We start from the raw sequence: 17,014 nt of genomic DNA on the forward strand, positions 1-17,014 counted from the left end.
TCAACAATCGCCGGCTGCTGGAGCCCATCGGCAACATCCCGCCGGCCGAGGCCGAGGAACGCTACTACGCGATGCTGGACGAACCAGCCATGGCAGCATGACTCAAACGAAACGGCCTCCGACAAACCCGGAGCGGTTCAAGTCGCGCCGCATCGCTGTGCGACCTCTCGCATTGGGGTATCCGGCAGCGGACGTTCCCAATGTCGGCAATGGGCCAAAACCGCCAGCCGTACGCCCGGGCGAGATGCGCCAATGGACTAAGCCGCTCTCGCGGCAGGGTGCTGCGGCGTGGGGTTCGCTGAGATTTCGCCTGTGAGGCGCTGCATCCGAGGATTTGGGGGTCGTTTCCCCTGATCCTTGGAGGTTTCCATGATCGACGCCGTCACCGTCAGCCCGCTGCGCCAGCGGATGATCGAGGACATGACCATCCGCCGCCTCAGTGAGCATACGCAGCGCGACTATGTGCGGCAGGTGCGTGAGTTCACGGCCTTCCTTGGGTTGCCGCCGGACCGGGCCGAGCCGGAGGATCTGCGGCGCTATCAGCTTCACCTGGCCTCGCTCGGTGCCAGCTACGCCCGGATGAACCTGGCCTGCACGGCGCTGCGCTTCTTCTTCCACGTCACGTTGGGCCGGACCGGTTTCGGTGACCGCATGGCGCGGATCCCGAAGCCCGATCGCCTGCCGGTCGTACTGGACACGCAGGAGGTGGCGCTGCTGCTGGCCCATGCGCGGAGCCTGAAGGATCGCGCCGCGCTGAGCATCGCCTATGGCTGCGGCCTGCGGGTCTCCGAGATCGCCAACCTCAAGGTCGCCGACATCGACAGCGCCCGCATGCTGATCCGGGTCGAGCAGGGCAAGGGCCGCAAGGACCGCTACGTCATGCTCGCACCCGACCTCCTCGACCTCCTGCGGCAATGGTGGCGGGTGAAGCGCCCGCGCGGCTGGCTCTTCCCCGGCCAGCAGCCGGGCCAGCCGATCACGACGCGCCAGCTCAACCGCGCCTGCCATGCCGCGGCCGAGGCCGCCAGGCTCGACAAGCGGGTCTCGATGCACACGCTCAGGCACAGCTTCGCCACGCATCTGCTGGAGCGGAAGACCGATATCCGCGTGATCCAGGTCCTGCTCGGCACCGGAAGCTCGACACCACCGCCGTCTACACCCGCGTCGCGCTCAAGACCCTGCGCGAGGTGACGAGCCCGCTCGCGCTGCTGGCGCCGCCTCCACCGCCATAGCGGTCCTGCGCCGATCATGGCGCGGCCTTCGCTGGAGGTCGCGGACATCCTGAACCGGCATGGCGAGGCTTATCTCGCGCGTCATCGGCTCAGCCGCGGCCAGCTCAAGGTGATGGGTGCCATCCGGGCCTGCCGCACGGCTGCGCTCGGCGGCCATGTCATGCGCTGCAGCGACTGCGATCACCCGACCATCGCCTACAACTCCTGCCGCAACCGGCACTGCCCGCGCTGCCAGGGCGCAGCGGCCAAGGACTGGCTCGCCGACCGGCAGGCCGATCTCCTGCCCGTGGCCTACTACCATCTCGTCTTCACTCTGCCGGCACCGATCGCGGTGATCGCCTTCCAGAACAAGGCCGAGGTCTATGGGCTGTTGTTCAAGGCCGCGGCCGAGACGCTCGCCACCATCGCGAGCGATCCCCGGCATCTCGGCGCCCGCATCGGCTTCACCAGCGTCCTGCACACATGGGGGGCGGCGATGACCCATCATCCCCATCTCCACATCATCGCGCCCGGCGGCGGCCTCAGCGCCGACGGCGCTCGCTGGATCTCATGCCGGCCCGGCTTCTTCCTGCCTGTGCGCGTGCTCTCGCGGCTGTTCCGCAGGCTCTTCCTCGAAGGGCTCGCCACCCTGCACGCGGCCCGGCGGCTTATCTTCCATGGCGATCTCGCTACGCTCGCCGAAGCTGATGCCTTCGCCGCCCTGCTGGCACCGCTGCGGCGCGCCGACTGGGTCGTCTATGCCAAGCGTCCCTTCGGTGGCCCTGAGGCTGTGCTGGCCTATCTCGCCCGCTACACCCACCGCGTCGCCATCGCCAACCGCCGCATCGTTGCCATGGACCGGCACGGGGTCACGTTCCGCTGGAAGGACTATCGCGCCCGCTCGGCCGGGAAGATCTGGCGCAAGACCATGACGCTGACGTCCCCCGAGTTCATCCGCCGGTTCCTGCTCCACGTCCTGCCCGACGGCTTCCACCGTATCCGCCACTACGGACTGCTCGCCTCCAGCCGCCGCGCCGATACCATCGCCCGCATCAGAGAGATCATCGCGGCGGCGACGCTGGACGACATCGCTAGAGACGACGTCCCGGTCGCCGCAGCGCAACCCGAGCAGGCCTCTGAACCGCACCTGCCATGCCCATGCTGCGGCGGCCGCATGATCCTCGTCGAGCGCTTCGCGCCGGGCACCGCGCCGCGCACCATCCTCGCCGTCAGGATCGACACATCATGACGATGGCCCCATGGCGGCACCTTCAGGAAGCACTGCCGATCTCGGCCAGAGGGCGGGCAATCCCGTTCGGACCGATCGCGGAAACAGAGATGGCCGCGGTGTCGGATCCACCAAATGTGCAGCTAAACCTCCGCTTCGGGGCCGCTCGGTCGGAGCATCACACCGTCGCCTCGCGCCTCGCACGATCCCGCAGACCATACCGCGCGGCGAAATCCCCATAGCCCACGGCCCCGGGCCGCGGCTTCCTCCCCTGGAGGCTTTCGGACGCCGGCCCTCAGCCCGGTCCGACCCCGCTCGCACGGGCCGGCATCCGAAACCCTTCACACAAGCTGACCTGAAGCGACGCCCTGAAACCGGACGTAAGCGCTCCAAGCAGGATCCCGTCAGTAGATCGTAAGCGCAGGGACATAACTAACGAGCAGCAAGACGAGCATAGCCACGCCGAAGAATGGCCAGAGTTCGCGTGTCGTTTCGCCGAGCGACGTCCGCGCGATCGAAGTCGAGATGAACAGCGTTGTGCCGATCGGCGGCGTGTAGAGGCCGATGCCCAGGTTGAGCACCATGATGATGCCGAGTTGGACCGGATCGAGGCCGATCGAGGCGGCGAGCGGTACGAAGATCGGCCCGAGCAGAAGGATCGCCGGTGGCAGGTCAATCGGCATACCGACGAGCAGGAGCAGCACGTTCATCGCGAGGATGACGAAATAGGGGTTGGAGATCGTCGCCGAGACCCATTCGGCGAAGCGTTGCGGCACCTGGTCGAAAGTCAGGATCCAGCCGACGATGGCCGAGCCCATGATGACGAGCATGACCACGCCGGTGGCAACACCGGCCTCGATCATGCTGGTCCGGAAGCGGGTCCAGTTCATGTCGCGGTAGAGCACGATGCTGAGCACGAGCGCGTAGATCACGGCGAGCACGGCGATCTCGGTCGGGGTCGCGATGCCGAAGCGCAGGCCGAGCAGGATGAACAATGGCATGAGAAGGGCCGGCATGCTCCGCCAGGCCAGCCGCGCGAGCTCGGCCTTTGAGACAGGCGCTTCCTGCGAGACATAGCCGCGGCGCCGAGCGATCCAGCTGCACAGCACGATGAAGCCGCCCGCCATCAGCAGCCCAGGCAGGATGCCGGCGGTGAAGAGGTCGGCGATCGAGACGTTGGAGACCAGCGAATACAGGATGAGCGGGATCGAGGGCGGTATCAAGATGTCGATGATCGCCGAGGTGGCGTTGTTGGCCGCGCAGAGAGGCGCGGGGTATCCCTGCCGCTTCTGCCATGGGATCAGCACCGACCCGAGGGCACTGGCATTGGCGACGGCGCTACCCGAGACGCCGCCGAACACGACAGAAGCGACCACCGTGGTCGACAGCGGTCCGCCGCGCCAGCGCTGCATAGCCTTGGAGGCGAAGGCGAGGAGTTCGTTGCCGAGCGCTCCGCCGAGCATGAGCGACCCCGCCAGCATGAAAAAGGGCAGAGCCAGCATCGGGAAGGATTGGGTCTGCTGATACATTTGCTGCGCGATGATCGTTAGCGGGATCTGCCCCTGCACGAGCAGAGCCGTTCCCGCCGCGACGATCAGGGCATGCCCGACCGGGATGGCCAGCAGCATCAGGAGGATGAAGGCGACGATGAGAGTGAAGCTCATGCGACTTGCTCCTCGGGACCAGGCACGGGCATGGCCTCAGGTCCCATCAGCGTCACGCGGGCTGCCTGTGTCGCCGTCACGACGATGACGAGGCCCAAGCCGATGGCGATCGTGTAATACCCGTAGCTGGCGGGGATCCCCATCACCGGAGAACGGTCGATCCAAAGCATCTCGGCCAGTAGCAGGATATCGTGGCTGAGCAAGACATAGCTGCCGATGACGATGAGGTGGCCGACCACCAGCATAAGCCGCGCCCCTTCGCGGCCGAGCATGGCGAGCACAGTCTCGACGGCCATGTGTCCGCCCTTCTGAACGCCGAGCACGACGCCGGCCATGATAAAGACCGGGAACAGCCGCTCAGGCAGTTCCTGAGCAAAGCGGAAGCCGCCCGAGTCGAGCACATATCGCGCGCCGACATTGGCCGCGAGGAGGGCGAGCAGGACGGAGCCGACCGCGATCACGACGGTCTCGCAGAGCTTCGCGACAACGAAGTCGACGCCGTTCGCCAGGCGGATGACGCAATCGCGCCACCCCGCTTCGAGCTTCCCGGTCATCGCGTCAGGCCCTGGCGGCCTTGGCCAGACGGTCGACGAAATCGCCGAACGGCTTGGCCTTCCAGGTGTCGTACACCTTGGCCGAAGCCTCTCGGAAGGCGGCCTGGTCGGCCTCGTTGACTTGGAGCTTGGCGTTCGTCCTGAACTCGGTCGCGAACTTGGTCTCGGCGTCGAGGAAGAGCTTGCGCTGCAGTTCTCCTGCCTCCTTGGCCGTCGCCTTGACCACGTCGCGATCGGCCGGGGACAGCCGCATCCAGGTGATCTGCGACATCAGGAAGGGCGAGCACTCCCATTTGTGCGCTGTCAGCGATATGAAGGGGTTGACCTCGAAAAGCTTGGACGAAGCGATGTTGACGAGGGGATTCTCCTGCCCGTCGACCACACCCTGTTGCAGCGCGACGTAAAGCTCGCCGAACGAGATCTGCTCGGTCCCCGCGCCGAGTGCCTGGAAGATGTCTATCGTCATTGGATCGGGCGGCGTGCGGATCTTGAGGCCCTTCAGGTCGGCCGGCTTCACGATCGGGCGCTTGCTGTTCGTGACGTGGCGGATGCCGTTGTCCCACCAGCCAAGCGGGACCATGCCGATCTTTGCAAAGCGCTGGTCGAGTTCCGTCCCGATCGGCCCCTCGAGCACCTTGAACGCGGCCGCGGAGGTCGGGAACAGGAACGGCAGGCCGAGCGAGGCAAGTTCCGGCAGCAGCGCGGAGGTGGAGCCTTGGCTGTTGGCCGTCATGTCGACCGCGCCCGTACGCAGGCTGGTCAGCAGCGACTGCTCGTTGCCGAGCTGCTCGGCGCCCGCGACTCGCACCGCGAGCCGCCCATTGGTCCGCTCCTTGAGGAGTTCGCCGAACCTGTCGGCGGCGATCCAGCGCGGATTGCCGGCGGCAGCGTTATGGCCGAGCGTCATCGTCACCTGGGCCTGCGCACCGCGCGGCAGGGTGAGGATCACCGGCGCGGCGAGTCCCGCCGTGAGCAGGCTTCGGCGGCTCAGGCTCGCGCTGGGATTGTCCGTCTTCGTCATGATGTCCTCCCTCTTCGTCGCCGCTTGCTGCGGCTCTTCTGTCCGTCCTGCGCGGCGCTCGCCGCAGCAGCTCAACCCAGCCAGCCTCTCACCCTGGCGCAGACGGCATCGGTCGAGATGCCGTAGCGGTCGTGCAGCGTCGGCAAGGCGCCGGCTGCGAGGAATTCATCGGGCAGGCCGATCATCCGGAAGGCCGGGTGAACCCTCTCGCGCATCAGGAGCCCGGCGACGGCTTCGCCCAACCCGCCGATGACGGTATGATTCTCGGCCACGATGACGAGGCGGCCGGGCTTCGAACACGCTGCGAGGATCGCTTCGGAATCGAGCGGCTTGATCGTCGATACGTGCAGAACGCCGGCGCCGATGCGGTCCTTCTCCAGCGCCTTCGCCGCCTCGAGCGCGCGCATCGTCATGATGCCCGAGGAGATGAAGAGGACCTCGGCACCGTCGCGCAGGAGCTTCGCCTTGCCGAGTTCGAACCGGTAGTCGTATTCGTCGAGCACCAGCGGAACCTGCCCGCGCAGCAGGCGCATGTAGACCGGGCCCTGATGGGAGGCGATGACGGGCACGGCTTGCTCGATCTCGTGAGCGTCGCAGGGATCGATCACGACGATGTTCGGCATCGCGCGGAAGAGCGCGAGATCCTCCGCCGCCTGATGCGATGGGCCATAGCCGGAGGTCAGGCCGGGCAGCGCGCAGACGATCTTCACATTGCGGTCTTCCTCCGCGATCGTCTGGTGGATGAAGTCGTATGCGCGACGCGAGGCAAAGACCGCATATGTCGTCGCGAAAGGTGTGAAGCCTTCCGCCGCCAGCCCCGACGCCGCGCCGAACAACAACTGCTCGGCCATGCCCATCTGGTAATGCCGTTTGGGAAACGCCTGCGCGAAGATGTGCAGGTCGGTGTACTTGCCGAGATCGGCCGTCATGCCGAGCACGCGCTCGTCGCGCTTGGCGAGCTCGACCAGTGCGTGGCCGAAAGGCGCTGGCCTGGTGCGTTGCCCCTCGCCGGCGATCGAGGCGATCATCGCCGAGGTTGTCAGCCGCGGCTTAGCCGCGGCTGGCGGCGGTGCGGATTTCATGCCGGCCTCCGCTCGTCGAGGGCGTCGAGCGCGAGCTGCCATTCCTGCGGCTCGACGCGGATGAAGTGGTTCTTTTCTCTTGCCTCGAGGAAGGGGACGCCTTTCCCCATCAGCGTGTCCGCGATGATCATGGACGGCCGCGCCCCACCGCGCTGGGCCTTGCAGGCGTCGAAGGCGTCCCGCACGGCGTCGAGATCGTTGCCATCGACCCTGCGCACGAACCAGCCGAAGGCTCCGAGTTTCTCGGCGAGCGGCTCGAACCCCATGACCTTGGTCGAGGGGCCATCTGCTTGCTGATTATTGATGTCGACGATGGCGATCAGATTATCGAGCTTGTGATGCGCGGCGGAGAGGATCGCCTCCCAAACCGATCCCTCATCGAGCTCACCGTCCGAGAACAGGGTATAGACGGTGGCGTCCGAGCCCTTGCGCTTGAGACCGAGGCAGCGGCCGACCGCGATCGACAGCCCTATGCCGAGCGAGCCGCCGGACATCTCCATCCCGGGAGTGTAGGCGGCCATGCCCGACATCGGCAATCTGCTCTCGTCTGAGCCATAGGTCTCCAGCTCGTCGTCGGGAATGATCCCGGCCTCGATCAACGCCGCATAGAGCGCGATGGCGTAGTGGCCGTTCGAGAGCAGGAAGCGGTCGCGGCCCTCCCACTCCGGATCGTCCGGCCGGTAGCGCATGGCGTGGAAGTAAGCGGCCGCAAGCACGTCGGCGATATCGAGCGCCTGGGCGATGTAGCCCTGACCCTGGACTTCGCCCATCCGGACGGCGAGACGCCGGATGTTCCAGGCGCGACGTTCGAGGGAAACGTTGTGGCCGATCGGCGCGCTGCCGCCAGCAGCGCCAGAGCACGCGTCAGCCATGGATCAGCATGCCTCCGTTCACGTCGATGACGGCGCCGGTGACGTAAGCCGAGAGATCCGACGCAAGGAAGAGATAGATGCCGGCGACGTCCTGAGCGCTGCCAAGGCGGCCCAGCGGTATGCCGGCGATGATGTCGGCCCGCATCTGCTCGGTCAGCTTGCCACCGGTGATGTCGGTTTCGATCAGGCCGGGGGTCACGCAGTTGACACGGATTCCGTCCTTGCCGAATTCGCGCGCCATCGCCTTGGCGAGACCGAGGACGCCGGCTTTTGCGGCCGAGTAGTGCGGACCGCCGAAGATGCCGCCGCCGCGCTGCGCCGAAACGGACGACATGCAGGCGATCGAACCGCCGCCCCGCGCCTGCATAAGCGGTATGAAGACCTGACTCAGAAACAGCACGCCCTTGGTGTTGATGTCCTGGATCCGGTTCCAACTCACCTCGTCGATGTCCAGGGTCTTCACGGGCTGGGTGATGCCGGCATTGTTGATCAGAACATCGATACCGCCGAACGCCGCGACGACCTGATCGGCCGCTGACTGACACGACGCCTTGTCGGCGACGTCGCAGAACAGACCGAGATGCTGTGGCCCGAGCGAAGCGGCAGCCTCGCGCGCTGCACGCTCGTCGATGTCGAGGATGGCGACGCGTGCGCCTTGCGCCGCGAAAAGCCTGGCGGTGGCGAGGCCGATGCCGCGCGCGCTGGCAGCGCCGGATATCGCCGCCGTTCTGTTCTGCAGGAGCATTGCCGTCCCTAAAGTCGTTTCTTGATTAGGCGCGACACTGGCTCATGCTTATCGCCTCACAAAACGCAAAAAATCTGCTATGGCATGAATTCAGTTCATCTGAGAGGCGGCTGACCCCTCCCAGCGTCGGAGTTCGTAGATGCGTCGGCTACCGTTGTCTTCGCTCCAGGCCTTCGAGGCTGCGTCGCGAACCGGGTCTTTCCGTGCTGCCGGCGAGGAACTCGGCATCTCTCCGAGCGCGATCAGTCATGCGGTTCGCAAGCTGGAGCTTTTGATGGGCTCGGCCTTGTTCGACCGGCAGAGCCGCGCCATCCGACTGAACGGGGCAGGTGAGGCCCTGCTTGTGCATGTCTCAGCCGCATTCGACCAGATGCGGCAGGGTGTTGAGACGGTCGGTGCTCGGTCCGGCAACCTGCTGCGCCTGCACTGTGCGCCCTCGATGGCTACACAATGGCTGATGCCCAGGCTGCGTGACCTTTTTGCGGCGCAGCCGGGGCTCGAGGTTCGGCTGGCGGCGGGAATTGACTATCCTCGCTTCGAGCATGACGAGTTCGATGCCGATATCTGCTACGGCCCACCGCGTCAGGAAGGGCTCGTCGTCATCCCGCTCGGCGAGGAAACCATCACACCTCTCTGCACACCAGAACTGGCCGACCGCCTTCGCTCGATCGACGATCTCAGGGCCGCGAAGCTCATCGAAAGCGACAATAAGAGGGTTCGCTGGGCCGCGTGGTTCGAGGCAAACGGCATCGGCTCGCAGACGCCGCGTGGATCACGCTTCGATCGCTCCTTTATGGCGATAGCGGCTGCGGTCGACGGACTGGGCGTCGCTTTGGAATCGACCCGTCTCGCTGAACGAGAGTTGGCCAATGGAATGCTCGTTGCACCGTTCTCAGGCCACGCCCAAGATGTGCGCTATGTCGGACATTTCCTTGTCTTTCCGCGGGTCGCGATGCCGCGACGAGCAGTTCGATACTTCGCAAACTGGCTGATCGCAGAGCTGGGACTACCTCCACACAAGTGGTCTTAGACTTTGCAAACGCCTACTCCCTTAAGCTGAAGACCCGCTCTTCAACAAGTTGCCCACGCGACCTTTGAGCACACCGATCGCGCTCAGGGACAATCCTGCAGCGGTTGACCGCCAACGGCAGAAATTTCCATCGTCAGCGATGTGCCTCACTCAGTGGCTTGCCTACAGAGCTCATCGCAACGCCCGAAAGCGGACGTTCTGAACGTCAGAATAGGGCCAACTTCCTACAAGTTGCGACCTGCTATGGCGTCAATTTCAGATTTGAGATTTATGCGCCAATCTGAATATAATTAGATTATAGTGATTGACACATAAATCCAAATTATGCGTCAATCTCGATATTGCTTCAATATCAGAATTGGCGCATAATCGTGGCAGGAGAAATGCCATGGTCGACCTCGCCCGCAGCCCCGATCAGATCGGCGCAATCATCCGCCGCAACCGTAAGCGAATGGGGCTCAGCCAGAGCGAGCTCGGCGAGCGAGCGGGCCTGCGCCAGGAAACGATCTCGCTGATCGAGACCGGCAATCCCGCAACCAGGATCGATACCGTTCTCGCAATACTGGCAGCGCTCGATCTGGAATTCCAGGTAACGGCGCGCGGCCGCACGGGCGGGGTCGAGGATCTGATCGGCTGATGGCCAGAACGCGCCGACATACGCCACTGCGGGTCTATCAGAACAATCGCCTGGTCGGTCACCTTCTGAAGGAACCGAGCGGCGCGATCTCGTTTCGCTATGATCCGACCTGGTTGGAACGCGGCAACGCCTTTCCGGTCTCGCTCTCGCTGCCGCTGCGCGAAGATGCCTGGCGCGGCGAGCCCGTCGTCGCAGTGTTCGAGAATCTGCTGCCGGACTCAGATGCGCTGCGACGGCGTGTGGCCGAGAAGGTCGGGGCGGCCGGGTACGATGCCTACAGTCTGCTGGCGGCGATCGGTCGCGACTGCGTCGGGGCGCTGCAATTCGTCGCCGGCGAAGAGGAGGAACCTCAAGACAGCACCGCGATATCAGGCGAACCGGTTGATGATGAAGCGATCGAGAAGCTTCTCAGCAATCTGGTTCAGGCGCCGCTCGGCCTTTCCAGGGACGATGATTTCAGGATTTCGGTCGCCGGCGCGCAGGAGAAGACGGCGCTGCTGCGTTTCGACGGGTGCTGGCTAAAGCCGCACGGCACAACGCCGACGACCCACATCCTCAAGACGCAGATTGGAAGGCTGCCGAACGGCATCGACCTGACCGACAGCGTCGAGAATGAATTCTACTGCCTGCGACTGCTCGGACATCTCGGCCTGCCGGTGGCCAAAGCGGAGATCGCGACTTTCGGTAGGACCACGGCGCTGGTGATCGAGCGCTTCGACAGGGTCTGGAGCAACGGTCGCTTGATCCGCCTGCCGCAGGAGGATTGCTGCCAAGCGCTGTCGGTCCCGCCGTCGCGCAAATATCAGGCCGATGGCGGTCCGGGCCTGCTGGAGATCGCCAATCTGCTCAAAGGCAGCGACAGGCCCGCCGAGGATCACCGGACGCTATTTCAGGCGCAGCTCGCCTTCTGGCTGATCGGCGCGACGGACGGGCACGCCAAGAACTTCAGCGTCTTCCTCCATCCCGGCGGCTTTGCGCTGACGCCGCTCTATGACGTGCTGACGGCCCAGCCCAGCCTCGAAGCGCATCAGATCGAGCGCCGGCAGATGAAGCTCGCCATGTCGGTGGGGGATAACCGGCACTATCGCATCGACGAGATCGCGGCGCGGCACTTCTTCCAGACGGCGGACAAGGCCGGCCTGCCGAATGCCCTTATTCGCCAGGCTATCGAAGATATCGCATCCGGCATGGCGAAGGCGATCGACCAGATCGAAGCCGAGCTACCCCCCCGGTTTCCGCAGAGCCTACACGCGGCCGTGAAAGCCGGCACTCTGGCCCGCCTGCGGGTGCTGGAAGCCGGCCTCGGCGCATAGCAGGTCATCTCTCGATCAGCCCTGATTCCCCGACGGTGGATCCAGCGAGAACCGCCTTGCGAAGGCCTTCAGGATCCGTATTGTAACCGCAGATGTAACCATCGGCGGCGCCTCGACCCTTTCGAGCGCGTCTGCAAGGACTTGTGGTTATTCGGCGGAGACTCCCTCCGTCTCCGCCACTCCTAAGCTTTTGAAAACGTTGAAATCGGCTCGAATCGATTTCGCGTCTTCCGTCACGCCGTCCTGTCACGTTCGGGATGGAGGGTCCCGATTGGAATCGGGGTCGCGATGTACCTGCATCGGCGCGGCGCGCATGGGTGGTGTCGTAAGGCCGTTCCCTCAGACTTGACCGGCGTCTTCGGCAGGCCGGACGTGCGCCGCTCCCTGCGCACCCGCAACGCCGCGCTGGCGCGACGGAGAGCGCTGCAGGTGCTGATCAATCCGGCAGCCCGGTCGTTCAGCCCGCTTCCAGCTGCGACGATGGTCACTTCTCGACGAAAGCGCGTTCCACCACGTAGGTCGCCGGCGCCGAGCTCGACCCTTCGAGGAAGCCGCGGCGCTCGAGGATGGGTTTCATGTCCGCGAGCATGGCCGGGCTGCCGCAGAGCATCACCCGGTCGTGCTCGGGCTCGGCCACCGGCAGGCCGTGCGAGGCGAACCAGCCCGGTGACGAGAACAGCTCGGTGACGCGGCCGCGATGGGGGTAGTCCTCGCGCGTCACGGTGGGGTGATAGACCAGCTGGGCCGCAGCCATCCCGCCGATCAGCTCGTCGTTCGGGAGCTGCCTGCGGATGACGTCCTCATAAGCGAGTTCCGACACCCGGCGGACGCCATGCACCAGCACGATCCTCTCGAAACGCTCATAGGTGGCGGGGTCGCGGATCAAGCTCATGAAGGGCGCCAGTCCCGTCCCGGTCGAGAGCAGATAGAGCCGGCGGCCGGGCGTCAGATTGTCGAGCAGCAGGGTTCCCGTCGCCTTGCGGCCGATCAGAACCTCATCTCCGGGCGCGATCGCCTGCAGCCGCGAGGTCAGCGGGCCGTGCGGGACCTTGATGCTGAGGAACTCCAGTTGCTCGTCGTAAGCCGCGCAGGCCATGCTGTAGGCGCGCAGCAGCGGCCGCCCCTCGACCATCAGGCCGATCATCGCGAACTGGCCAGCTTCGAAGCGGAAAGCCGGGTTGCGGCTCGTGCGGAAACTGAACAGCGTGTCGTTCCAGTGGTGGACCGACAGGACCGTTTCGGTCGACATATGGCTCATCGGCCCTCCGAGTTGCGTCGGATGCAAAGCGCGGCGCTCACGGGCCGTCGGCTCCCAGGATCAGCGCCTCCTTGCCTGGACGCTCGCGCCAGACCTCTGCATCGGCGGGAGGCGCGCGCTTCTCGCTGATCCGGGGCCATGCTTCAGCGAAGCGCGCGTTGAACGCCTGCCAGCGCCCGGCCTCCGGATCGCCGTCGGGGCGGATCGCCTGCACCGGGCAGGCGGGCTCGCAGACGCCGCAGTCGATACATTCCTCCGGGTGGATCACCAGCATCGCATCGCCTAGGCGGAAACAGTCGACCGGGCAGACGGCGACGCAGTCCATATACAGGCAACGGATGCAGTTCTCGGTGACGACATAGGGCATGAAACCTCCGAAGGCAGCGACGGTGCCTGCCACCAGACCCCAGCGCAGTGGTTTTCAGAAGAGCCAGTTTCACGGGGAGCGAACAGGCCACTTTACCCAAGGAACGGCTTGCTGTGGCATGGCGGTTGCTTGGAATCCTTCCAAGGGAGACCGCCCGATGAGACCCACGCCGTCCCGCGCCAAATGGTCCGAACTGCTGCATCTCCCGCTCGATCAGGACAGCAGGCGGCCGATCTTTCAGCAGATCTACCTCGCCCTTCGCGAAGCGATCGTGGCGAACACGCTGGCTCCGGGCAGCAAGCTGCCCTCCAGCCGTGACCTCGCTCAGCGCCTCGGCGTCTCGCGCACATCCGTGGTCTCGGCCTATGACCAGCTGCTGGCGGAGGGCTATGTGGTGGGTCGCGAGGGCTCCGGCACCTATGTGTCGGACGATGTGCCTGCCGCCATCGTCACGGCGGGGCAGCCGCCCGGCGCCGGCGGCAGCGCCGGGCGGCAGGTGGTCTCCCTCGCCGGCGCGCGCTATGGCCGTTTCGCGGCGGAGTTGACGCCGCCTGGCAACCTGCCCTTCGCAGCCGGCTGTTGCTCGGTCGACGCCAAGACGATCGAGGCCTGGCGGCGGATCGGCTCCGAACAGATGCGCCATCTCGACCCGGTGAACCTCTCCTATGCCGATCCCAGGGGCGAGGTTTCGCTGCGCCGGGAAATCGCCGCCTATCTGCGCGCGGCCCGTGCCGTGCAGTGCGACGAGGACCAGGTCATCGTCCTCTCCGGCGCGCAGCAGGCGATCGACCTGTCGATCCGCACCCTGATCGACCCTGGCGACCCGGTCTGGATCGAGGACCCCGGTTATGGAGCGACCCGCGCGGCTCTGTCCGCCGCCGGTGCCGGGATCGTCCCCGTGCCCGTCGACGAGCACGGCCTCGACGTGGCGGCCGGCATCGCCGCCACCGGCGGGGCTCGCGCCGTCTACATCACCCCCTCGCATCAGTATCCGACCGGGGCGGTGATGAGCATGTCGCGACGGCTCGAGCTGCTGGCCTGGGCAGCGCAGAACGGTGCCTGGATCATCGAGGACGATTACGACAGCGAGTTCCGCTATGCCGGCCGGCCTCTGGCCTCGCTTCAGGGGCTCGATCGCAATGGCTGCGTCGTCTATGTCGGCACCCTCAGCAAGCTGCTGTTTCCGGGCATCCGCCTCGGCTTCGCGGTCGTCCCGCACCAACTCGTCGATGTGTTCCGCGGCGCCCGCTACCTCAGCGACCGCTCTCCGCCGACGCTGCAGCAGGCGATGACGGCCGAGTTCATGCGCCAGGGCTTTCTCACGAGCCACATCCGGCGCATGCGCCAGCGCTACAGGGAGGCCCGCGACGTCTTGGTCGAGGCGATCGACCGGCATCTCGGCGATCTTGCGACCATCGAGGTCCCGGAATGCGGCATTCAGCTCGTGATCCATTTCCGCGAGGCGATCTCGGACATCGCGGTCGCGGAGGCGGCCGCTCGGCAGGGCCTCACCGTCAAGCCGGTCAGCCCGCATTACATGGAGGCGCCAGCGCGCCAGGGGCTGGTGCTCGGCTATTCCGGCTTCGACAACCACAGGCTGCGCGCCGCGGCGAAGGAACTCGGCCTCATCGTCCGAGGTCTCACCGATGCGCCGTCCTGGTCCGAACCGGGCCTCGCCTCCGCTCAAATGCCGCTATCGACGGCGATGGCCGGAGGGTGAGCATCACGCGACGGCCCGCGTGACATAGTGCTTCAGCATCGTCTCGACAATCTCCCAGCGACCCGTGAAGCCGGGTTCGATGACCATGGCATCGCCCGCTCGCAGCGTCCTCGGAGAGCCGCCTTCGGGGGTGACGACGACCACGCCCGCGATGACATGGAAGAACTCCCAGTGCTTGAAGCGGAAGGCGAAGGCGCCGGGTGTCGCCTCCCACAGCCCGGCCGACAGGATCTGCCCGCCTTCCTCGACATGATAGTGCCGCCAGTTGCGGCAGAGCGGTTCGCCCTCGACGACGTGAAAGCCACGCGGCCTGACATAGCCGGCGAGGGGCAGGCCCAAGGGCGCCGTCGGCAGAGGTGTGAACAGGACCTCGTCCATTTCCGCGGTCGTCCTCCATCAGGGAAGCACGCCAGTTCACCGGCGCAGCCCCGGAACTGAACAGGACCACTCGTCACCGGCCGACAGGGCCACTTTCGCAGGGCCCCGACGTGGTCATGCGGCACTGCAAAAAGTGGTTCTTTCAAAGGCTTCCAATCAGGACGGACGCTGCCCTCCATCACCTGGCATTCAGATGTGATCAGCCGGGGCGATGACGCGAAACCGTTGGGAGGCCTCCGTGATCAGCCGTCGCACAGCCTTGAAATTCGCCGCAGCCTCGTTGCTCCCCGCCCCTGCCCTCGCCCAGGGCGACCGTTCACGCACGCTCAAGCTGGTGCCGCAGGCGGCGCTGTCGGTGCTCGACCCGATCTGGACGACCGCAGCCGGCACGCAGAACCACGGCTACCACATCTTCGATACGCTCTATGGCCTCAACGCCAAGTTCGAGCCGCTGCCGCAGATGGCGGCGGGCCACAACGTCTCGAGCGACGGGCTCGTCTGGGAGATCCGCCTGCGCGACGGGCTGAAATTCCATGACGGAGAGCCGGTGCGCGCGGTCTATTGCGTCGCCAGCCTCAAGCGCTGGGCGGCGCGCGACGCGCTCGGCCAGCTGTTGGCGGCGAATGTCGACGAGTGGGTCGTCAAATCGGACAGGAGCTTCGCGATCAGGCTGAGCAAGCCGTTCCCGCTGATGCTCTACGCGCTGGCCAAGCCGGCGACCAACGAGCCCTTCATCATGCCCGCCCGCATCGCGGCCACCGACCCGTCAAAGCAGGTCACGGAGATGGTGGGCTCCGGGCCCTACCGCTTCCTCGTCGACCAGTACATGGCGGGGCAACGGGCGGTCTATGCGAAGTTCGACGGCTACGTGCCGCGGCAGGAGGCGCCCGAGCGCACCTCGGGCGGCAAGGTCGCCTATTTCGACCGGGTCGAATGGACCGCGATCCCCGACAGCGCGACGGCTTTCGCGGCGCTGCAGACCGGCGAGGTCGACTGGTGGGAGCAGGTTCTGCCGGACATGATCTCGCTCTTGCGCAAGGACCCCAATATCAAGGTCGCAAACGGGGATCCCAACGGCTATGTCGGGCTGATCCGCTTCAACAGCGCGCAACCGCCCTTCGACAACGCCAAGTTGCGCCTCGCGGTCCTCTCCGCCGTGAAGCAGGCCGACTATATGGGCGCGGTGACGGACAATGATCCGAGTGCCTATACGCTGTGCAAATCCTTCCTGCCGTGCGGCACGCCTTACGGCGTCACTCCGGCGAAGAACCACATCAGCGACAAGCCCGATCTCGCCGCCGCCGAGGCGCTGGTGCGTGCCTCCGGCTACAATGGCGAGAGGATCGTGGTGATCAATCCCACGGACTTCCCGACGATCCGCCCCATGGGCCAGATCACCCACGAGCTGCTGCGCTCGCTCGGGCTGAATTCGGAGCTGGTCGAGACCGATTGGGGCACCGTGCTGCAGCGGCGCAGCAACAGGGAATCCGTCGAGAAGGGCGGCTGGAGCATCTTCCATACCTGGTGGCAGGCGATCGGCATCACGACGCCGGCGACCAGCGGCTACATTCGCGGACAGGGTGCCGGCGGGTGGTTCGGCTGGTACGGCAGCCCGCTCGTCGAGGATCTGACGCGCCAGTGGCTCTCCGCCGGAACGGAGGCCGAGCGCGCCGCGCTGGCCGACAGCATCCAGAACGTCGTGGCCGAGGATGCGCCGGCCGTGCCGCTCGGCGTCTTCAACATCCGCACGGCCTACCGCTCCGGCATCACCGGCGTGGTCGAGGGCTGCGCGCCCTTCCCCTGGAACGTCAGGCGGGTCTGAGCGAGCCGCCGAGTGGCCTGCCGTTCCCGTCGCAAGTGGCCATTGCGGTCGGACGGCTTCGATCTGCGAAATCAAGCGGCGCATGCTGCGGAACATGTCCGCCGCTTGCCGG

16 protein-coding genes and 1 pseudogene are annotated in these 17,014 nt (G+C 65.7%); 8 read left to right on the plus strand and 9 right to left on the minus strand.

Features of this window, described 5'->3' with window-relative positions; all coding sequences use genetic code 11:
- Positions 1-369: 369 nt before the first annotated feature.
- Positions 370-1,191: a tyrosine-type recombinase/integrase gene (locus ACOJTB_RS18430; RefSeq protein WP_420103979.1), complete on the plus strand. Its 822-nt coding sequence runs from the start codon at positions 370-372 to the stop codon at positions 1,189-1,191.
- A gap of 57 nt (positions 1,192-1,248) precedes the next feature.
- Positions 1,249-2,460: an IS91 family transposase gene (locus ACOJTB_RS18435; RefSeq protein ID WP_420103980.1), complete on the plus strand. Its 1,212-nt coding sequence runs from the start codon at positions 1,249-1,251 to the stop codon at positions 2,458-2,460.
- Between the two features lie 383 nt (positions 2,461-2,843).
- Here the strand turns inward: ACOJTB_RS18435 and ACOJTB_RS18440 are convergent, their stop codons facing one another.
- The 6 genes from ACOJTB_RS18440 to ACOJTB_RS18465 all read right to left on the minus strand — a co-directional run bounded on the left by ACOJTB_RS18440 (position 2,844) and on the right by ACOJTB_RS18465 (position 8,377).
- Positions 2,844-4,103, minus strand: coding sequence for a TRAP transporter large permease (locus ACOJTB_RS18440; RefSeq protein WP_420103981.1), 1,260 nt, complete (start codon positions 4,101-4,103; stop codon positions 2,844-2,846).
- A complete protein-coding gene (locus ACOJTB_RS18445; protein WP_420103982.1) occupies positions 4,100-4,657 on the minus strand; it encodes a TRAP transporter small permease in 558 nt (185 codons plus the stop codon). The genes ACOJTB_RS18440 and ACOJTB_RS18445 overlap by 4 nt, the downstream gene beginning before the upstream one ends.
- Before the next feature lie 4 nt (positions 4,658-4,661).
- Complete coding sequence (locus ACOJTB_RS18450) at positions 4,662-5,678, minus strand: TRAP transporter substrate-binding protein (protein ID WP_420103983.1); 1,017 nt, start codon at positions 5,676-5,678, stop codon at positions 4,662-4,664.
- 71 nt (positions 5,679-5,749) lie between these two features.
- Positions 5,750-6,760 carry a transketolase family protein gene (locus ACOJTB_RS18455; protein WP_420103984.1) on the minus strand — a complete coding sequence of 337 codons (1,011 nt, stop codon included), beginning with the start codon at positions 6,758-6,760 and terminating at the stop codon, positions 5,750-5,752.
- Positions 6,757-7,632 (minus strand): transketolase, encoded by an 876-nt coding sequence (locus ACOJTB_RS18460; RefSeq protein ID WP_420103985.1) that lies wholly within the window; start codon positions 7,630-7,632, stop codon positions 6,757-6,759. Before ACOJTB_RS18460 ends, ACOJTB_RS18455 begins: the two co-directional genes overlap by 4 nt.
- Positions 7,625-8,377: an SDR family NAD(P)-dependent oxidoreductase gene (locus ACOJTB_RS18465; protein WP_420103986.1), complete on the minus strand. Its 753-nt coding sequence runs from the start codon at positions 8,375-8,377 to the stop codon at positions 7,625-7,627. The genes ACOJTB_RS18460 and ACOJTB_RS18465 overlap by 8 nt, the downstream gene beginning before the upstream one ends.
- Before the next feature lie 139 nt (positions 8,378-8,516).
- Between ACOJTB_RS18465 and ACOJTB_RS18470 the strand changes: the two genes are divergently transcribed.
- The 4 genes and pseudogenes from ACOJTB_RS18470 to ACOJTB_RS18485 all read left to right on the plus strand — a co-directional run.
- Complete coding sequence (locus ACOJTB_RS18470; protein WP_420103987.1) at positions 8,517-9,407, plus strand: LysR substrate-binding domain-containing protein; 891 nt, start codon at positions 8,517-8,519, stop codon at positions 9,405-9,407.
- A 388-nt stretch (positions 9,408-9,795) separates the two neighbouring features.
- Positions 9,796-10,044 carry a helix-turn-helix domain-containing protein gene (locus ACOJTB_RS18475; RefSeq protein ID WP_420103988.1) on the plus strand — a complete coding sequence of 83 codons (249 nt, stop codon included), beginning with the start codon at positions 9,796-9,798 and terminating at the stop codon, positions 10,042-10,044.
- The gene (locus tag ACOJTB_RS18480; RefSeq protein WP_420103989.1) at positions 10,044-11,357 is read left to right on the plus strand and encodes a type II toxin-antitoxin system HipA family toxin; all 1,314 of its coding nucleotides are present in this window, start codon (positions 10,044-10,046) and stop codon (positions 11,355-11,357) included. The genes ACOJTB_RS18475 and ACOJTB_RS18480 overlap by 1 nt, the downstream gene beginning before the upstream one ends.
- Before the next feature lie 288 nt (positions 11,358-11,645).
- A pseudogene (locus tag ACOJTB_RS18485) lies at positions 11,646-11,777 on the plus strand (DUF6538 domain-containing protein); the annotation flags it as partial.
- A 64-nt stretch (positions 11,778-11,841) separates the two neighbouring features.
- On the opposite strand, the gene ACOJTB_RS18490 reads toward ACOJTB_RS18485, so the two are convergent.
- A complete protein-coding gene (locus ACOJTB_RS18490) occupies positions 11,842-12,615 on the minus strand; it encodes a ferredoxin--NADP reductase (protein WP_420103990.1) in 774 nt (257 codons plus the stop codon).
- Positions 12,616-12,652: 37 nt separating this feature from the next.
- Positions 12,653-12,982: a ferredoxin FdxA gene (gene fdxA / locus ACOJTB_RS18495; RefSeq protein WP_420103991.1), complete on the minus strand. Its 330-nt coding sequence runs from the start codon at positions 12,980-12,982 to the stop codon at positions 12,653-12,655.
- Positions 12,983-13,139: 157 nt separating this feature from the next.
- Between fdxA and pdxR the strand changes: the two genes are divergently transcribed.
- Entirely contained in the window at positions 13,140-14,702 is a 1,563-nt protein-coding gene (pdxR, locus tag ACOJTB_RS18500; protein ID WP_420103992.1) for a MocR-like pyridoxine biosynthesis transcription factor PdxR, read from the plus strand.
- A gap of 3 nt (positions 14,703-14,705) precedes the next feature.
- Here pdxR and ACOJTB_RS18505 read toward each other — a convergent pair whose 3' ends face one another.
- On the minus strand, positions 14,706-15,080 hold the full coding sequence (locus tag ACOJTB_RS18505) for a cupin domain-containing protein (protein ID WP_420103993.1): 375 nt from the start codon (positions 15,078-15,080) through the stop codon (positions 14,706-14,708).
- Positions 15,081-15,318: 238 nt separating this feature from the next.
- On the opposite strand from ACOJTB_RS18505, the gene ACOJTB_RS18510 reads away from it, so the two are divergent.
- The gene (locus tag ACOJTB_RS18510; RefSeq protein ID WP_420103994.1) at positions 15,319-16,902 is read left to right on the plus strand and encodes an ABC transporter substrate-binding protein; all 1,584 of its coding nucleotides are present in this window, start codon (positions 15,319-15,321) and stop codon (positions 16,900-16,902) included.
- Positions 16,903-17,014 lie beyond the last annotated feature (112 nt).

The organism is Allobosea sp. (assembly GCF_048595345.1).
GTDB lineage: Bacteria > Pseudomonadota > Alphaproteobacteria > Rhizobiales > Beijerinckiaceae > Allobosea.

What these genes read in the sequence shown, in the direction of transcription:
- ACOJTB_RS18465 (WP_420103986.1), bottom strand. Translation starts at nt 8,377, where the DNA reads ATGCTCCTGCAGAACAGAACGGCGGCGATATCCGGCGCTGCCAGCGCG.
- ACOJTB_RS18450 (WP_420103983.1), bottom strand. Translation starts at nt 5,678, where the DNA reads ATGACGAAGACGGACAATCCCAGCGCGAGCCTGAGCCGCCGAAGCCTG.
- ACOJTB_RS18470 (WP_420103987.1), top strand. Translation starts at nt 8,517, where the DNA reads ATGCGTCGGCTACCGTTGTCTTCGCTCCAGGCCTTCGAGGCTGCGTCG.
- ACOJTB_RS18445 (WP_420103982.1), bottom strand. Translation starts at nt 4,657, where the DNA reads ATGACCGGGAAGCTCGAAGCGGGGTGGCGCGATTGCGTCATCCGCCTG.
- fdxA (WP_420103991.1), bottom strand. Translation starts at nt 12,982, where the DNA reads ATGCCCTATGTCGTCACCGAGAACTGCATCCGTTGCCTGTATATGGAC.
- ACOJTB_RS18455 (WP_420103984.1), bottom strand. Translation starts at nt 6,760, where the DNA reads ATGAAATCCGCACCGCCGCCAGCCGCGGCTAAGCCGCGGCTGACAACC.
- ACOJTB_RS18460 (WP_420103985.1), bottom strand. Translation starts at nt 7,632, where the DNA reads ATGGCTGACGCGTGCTCTGGCGCTGCTGGCGGCAGCGCGCCGATCGGC.
- pdxR (WP_420103992.1), top strand. Translation starts at nt 13,140, where the DNA reads ATGAGACCCACGCCGTCCCGCGCCAAATGGTCCGAACTGCTGCATCTC.
- ACOJTB_RS18490 (WP_420103990.1), bottom strand. Translation starts at nt 12,615, where the DNA reads ATGAGCCATATGTCGACCGAAACGGTCCTGTCGGTCCACCACTGGAAC.
- ACOJTB_RS18475 (WP_420103988.1), top strand. Translation starts at nt 9,796, where the DNA reads ATGGTCGACCTCGCCCGCAGCCCCGATCAGATCGGCGCAATCATCCGC.
- ACOJTB_RS18505 (WP_420103993.1), bottom strand. Translation starts at nt 15,080, where the DNA reads ATGGACGAGGTCCTGTTCACACCTCTGCCGACGGCGCCCTTGGGCCTG.
- ACOJTB_RS18480 (WP_420103989.1), top strand. Translation starts at nt 10,044, where the DNA reads ATGGCCAGAACGCGCCGACATACGCCACTGCGGGTCTATCAGAACAAT.
- ACOJTB_RS18440 (WP_420103981.1), bottom strand. Translation starts at nt 4,103, where the DNA reads ATGAGCTTCACTCTCATCGTCGCCTTCATCCTCCTGATGCTGCTGGCC.
- ACOJTB_RS18430 (WP_420103979.1), top strand. Translation starts at nt 370, where the DNA reads ATGATCGACGCCGTCACCGTCAGCCCGCTGCGCCAGCGGATGATCGAG.
- ACOJTB_RS18435 (WP_420103980.1), top strand. Translation starts at nt 1,249, where the DNA reads ATGGCGCGGCCTTCGCTGGAGGTCGCGGACATCCTGAACCGGCATGGC.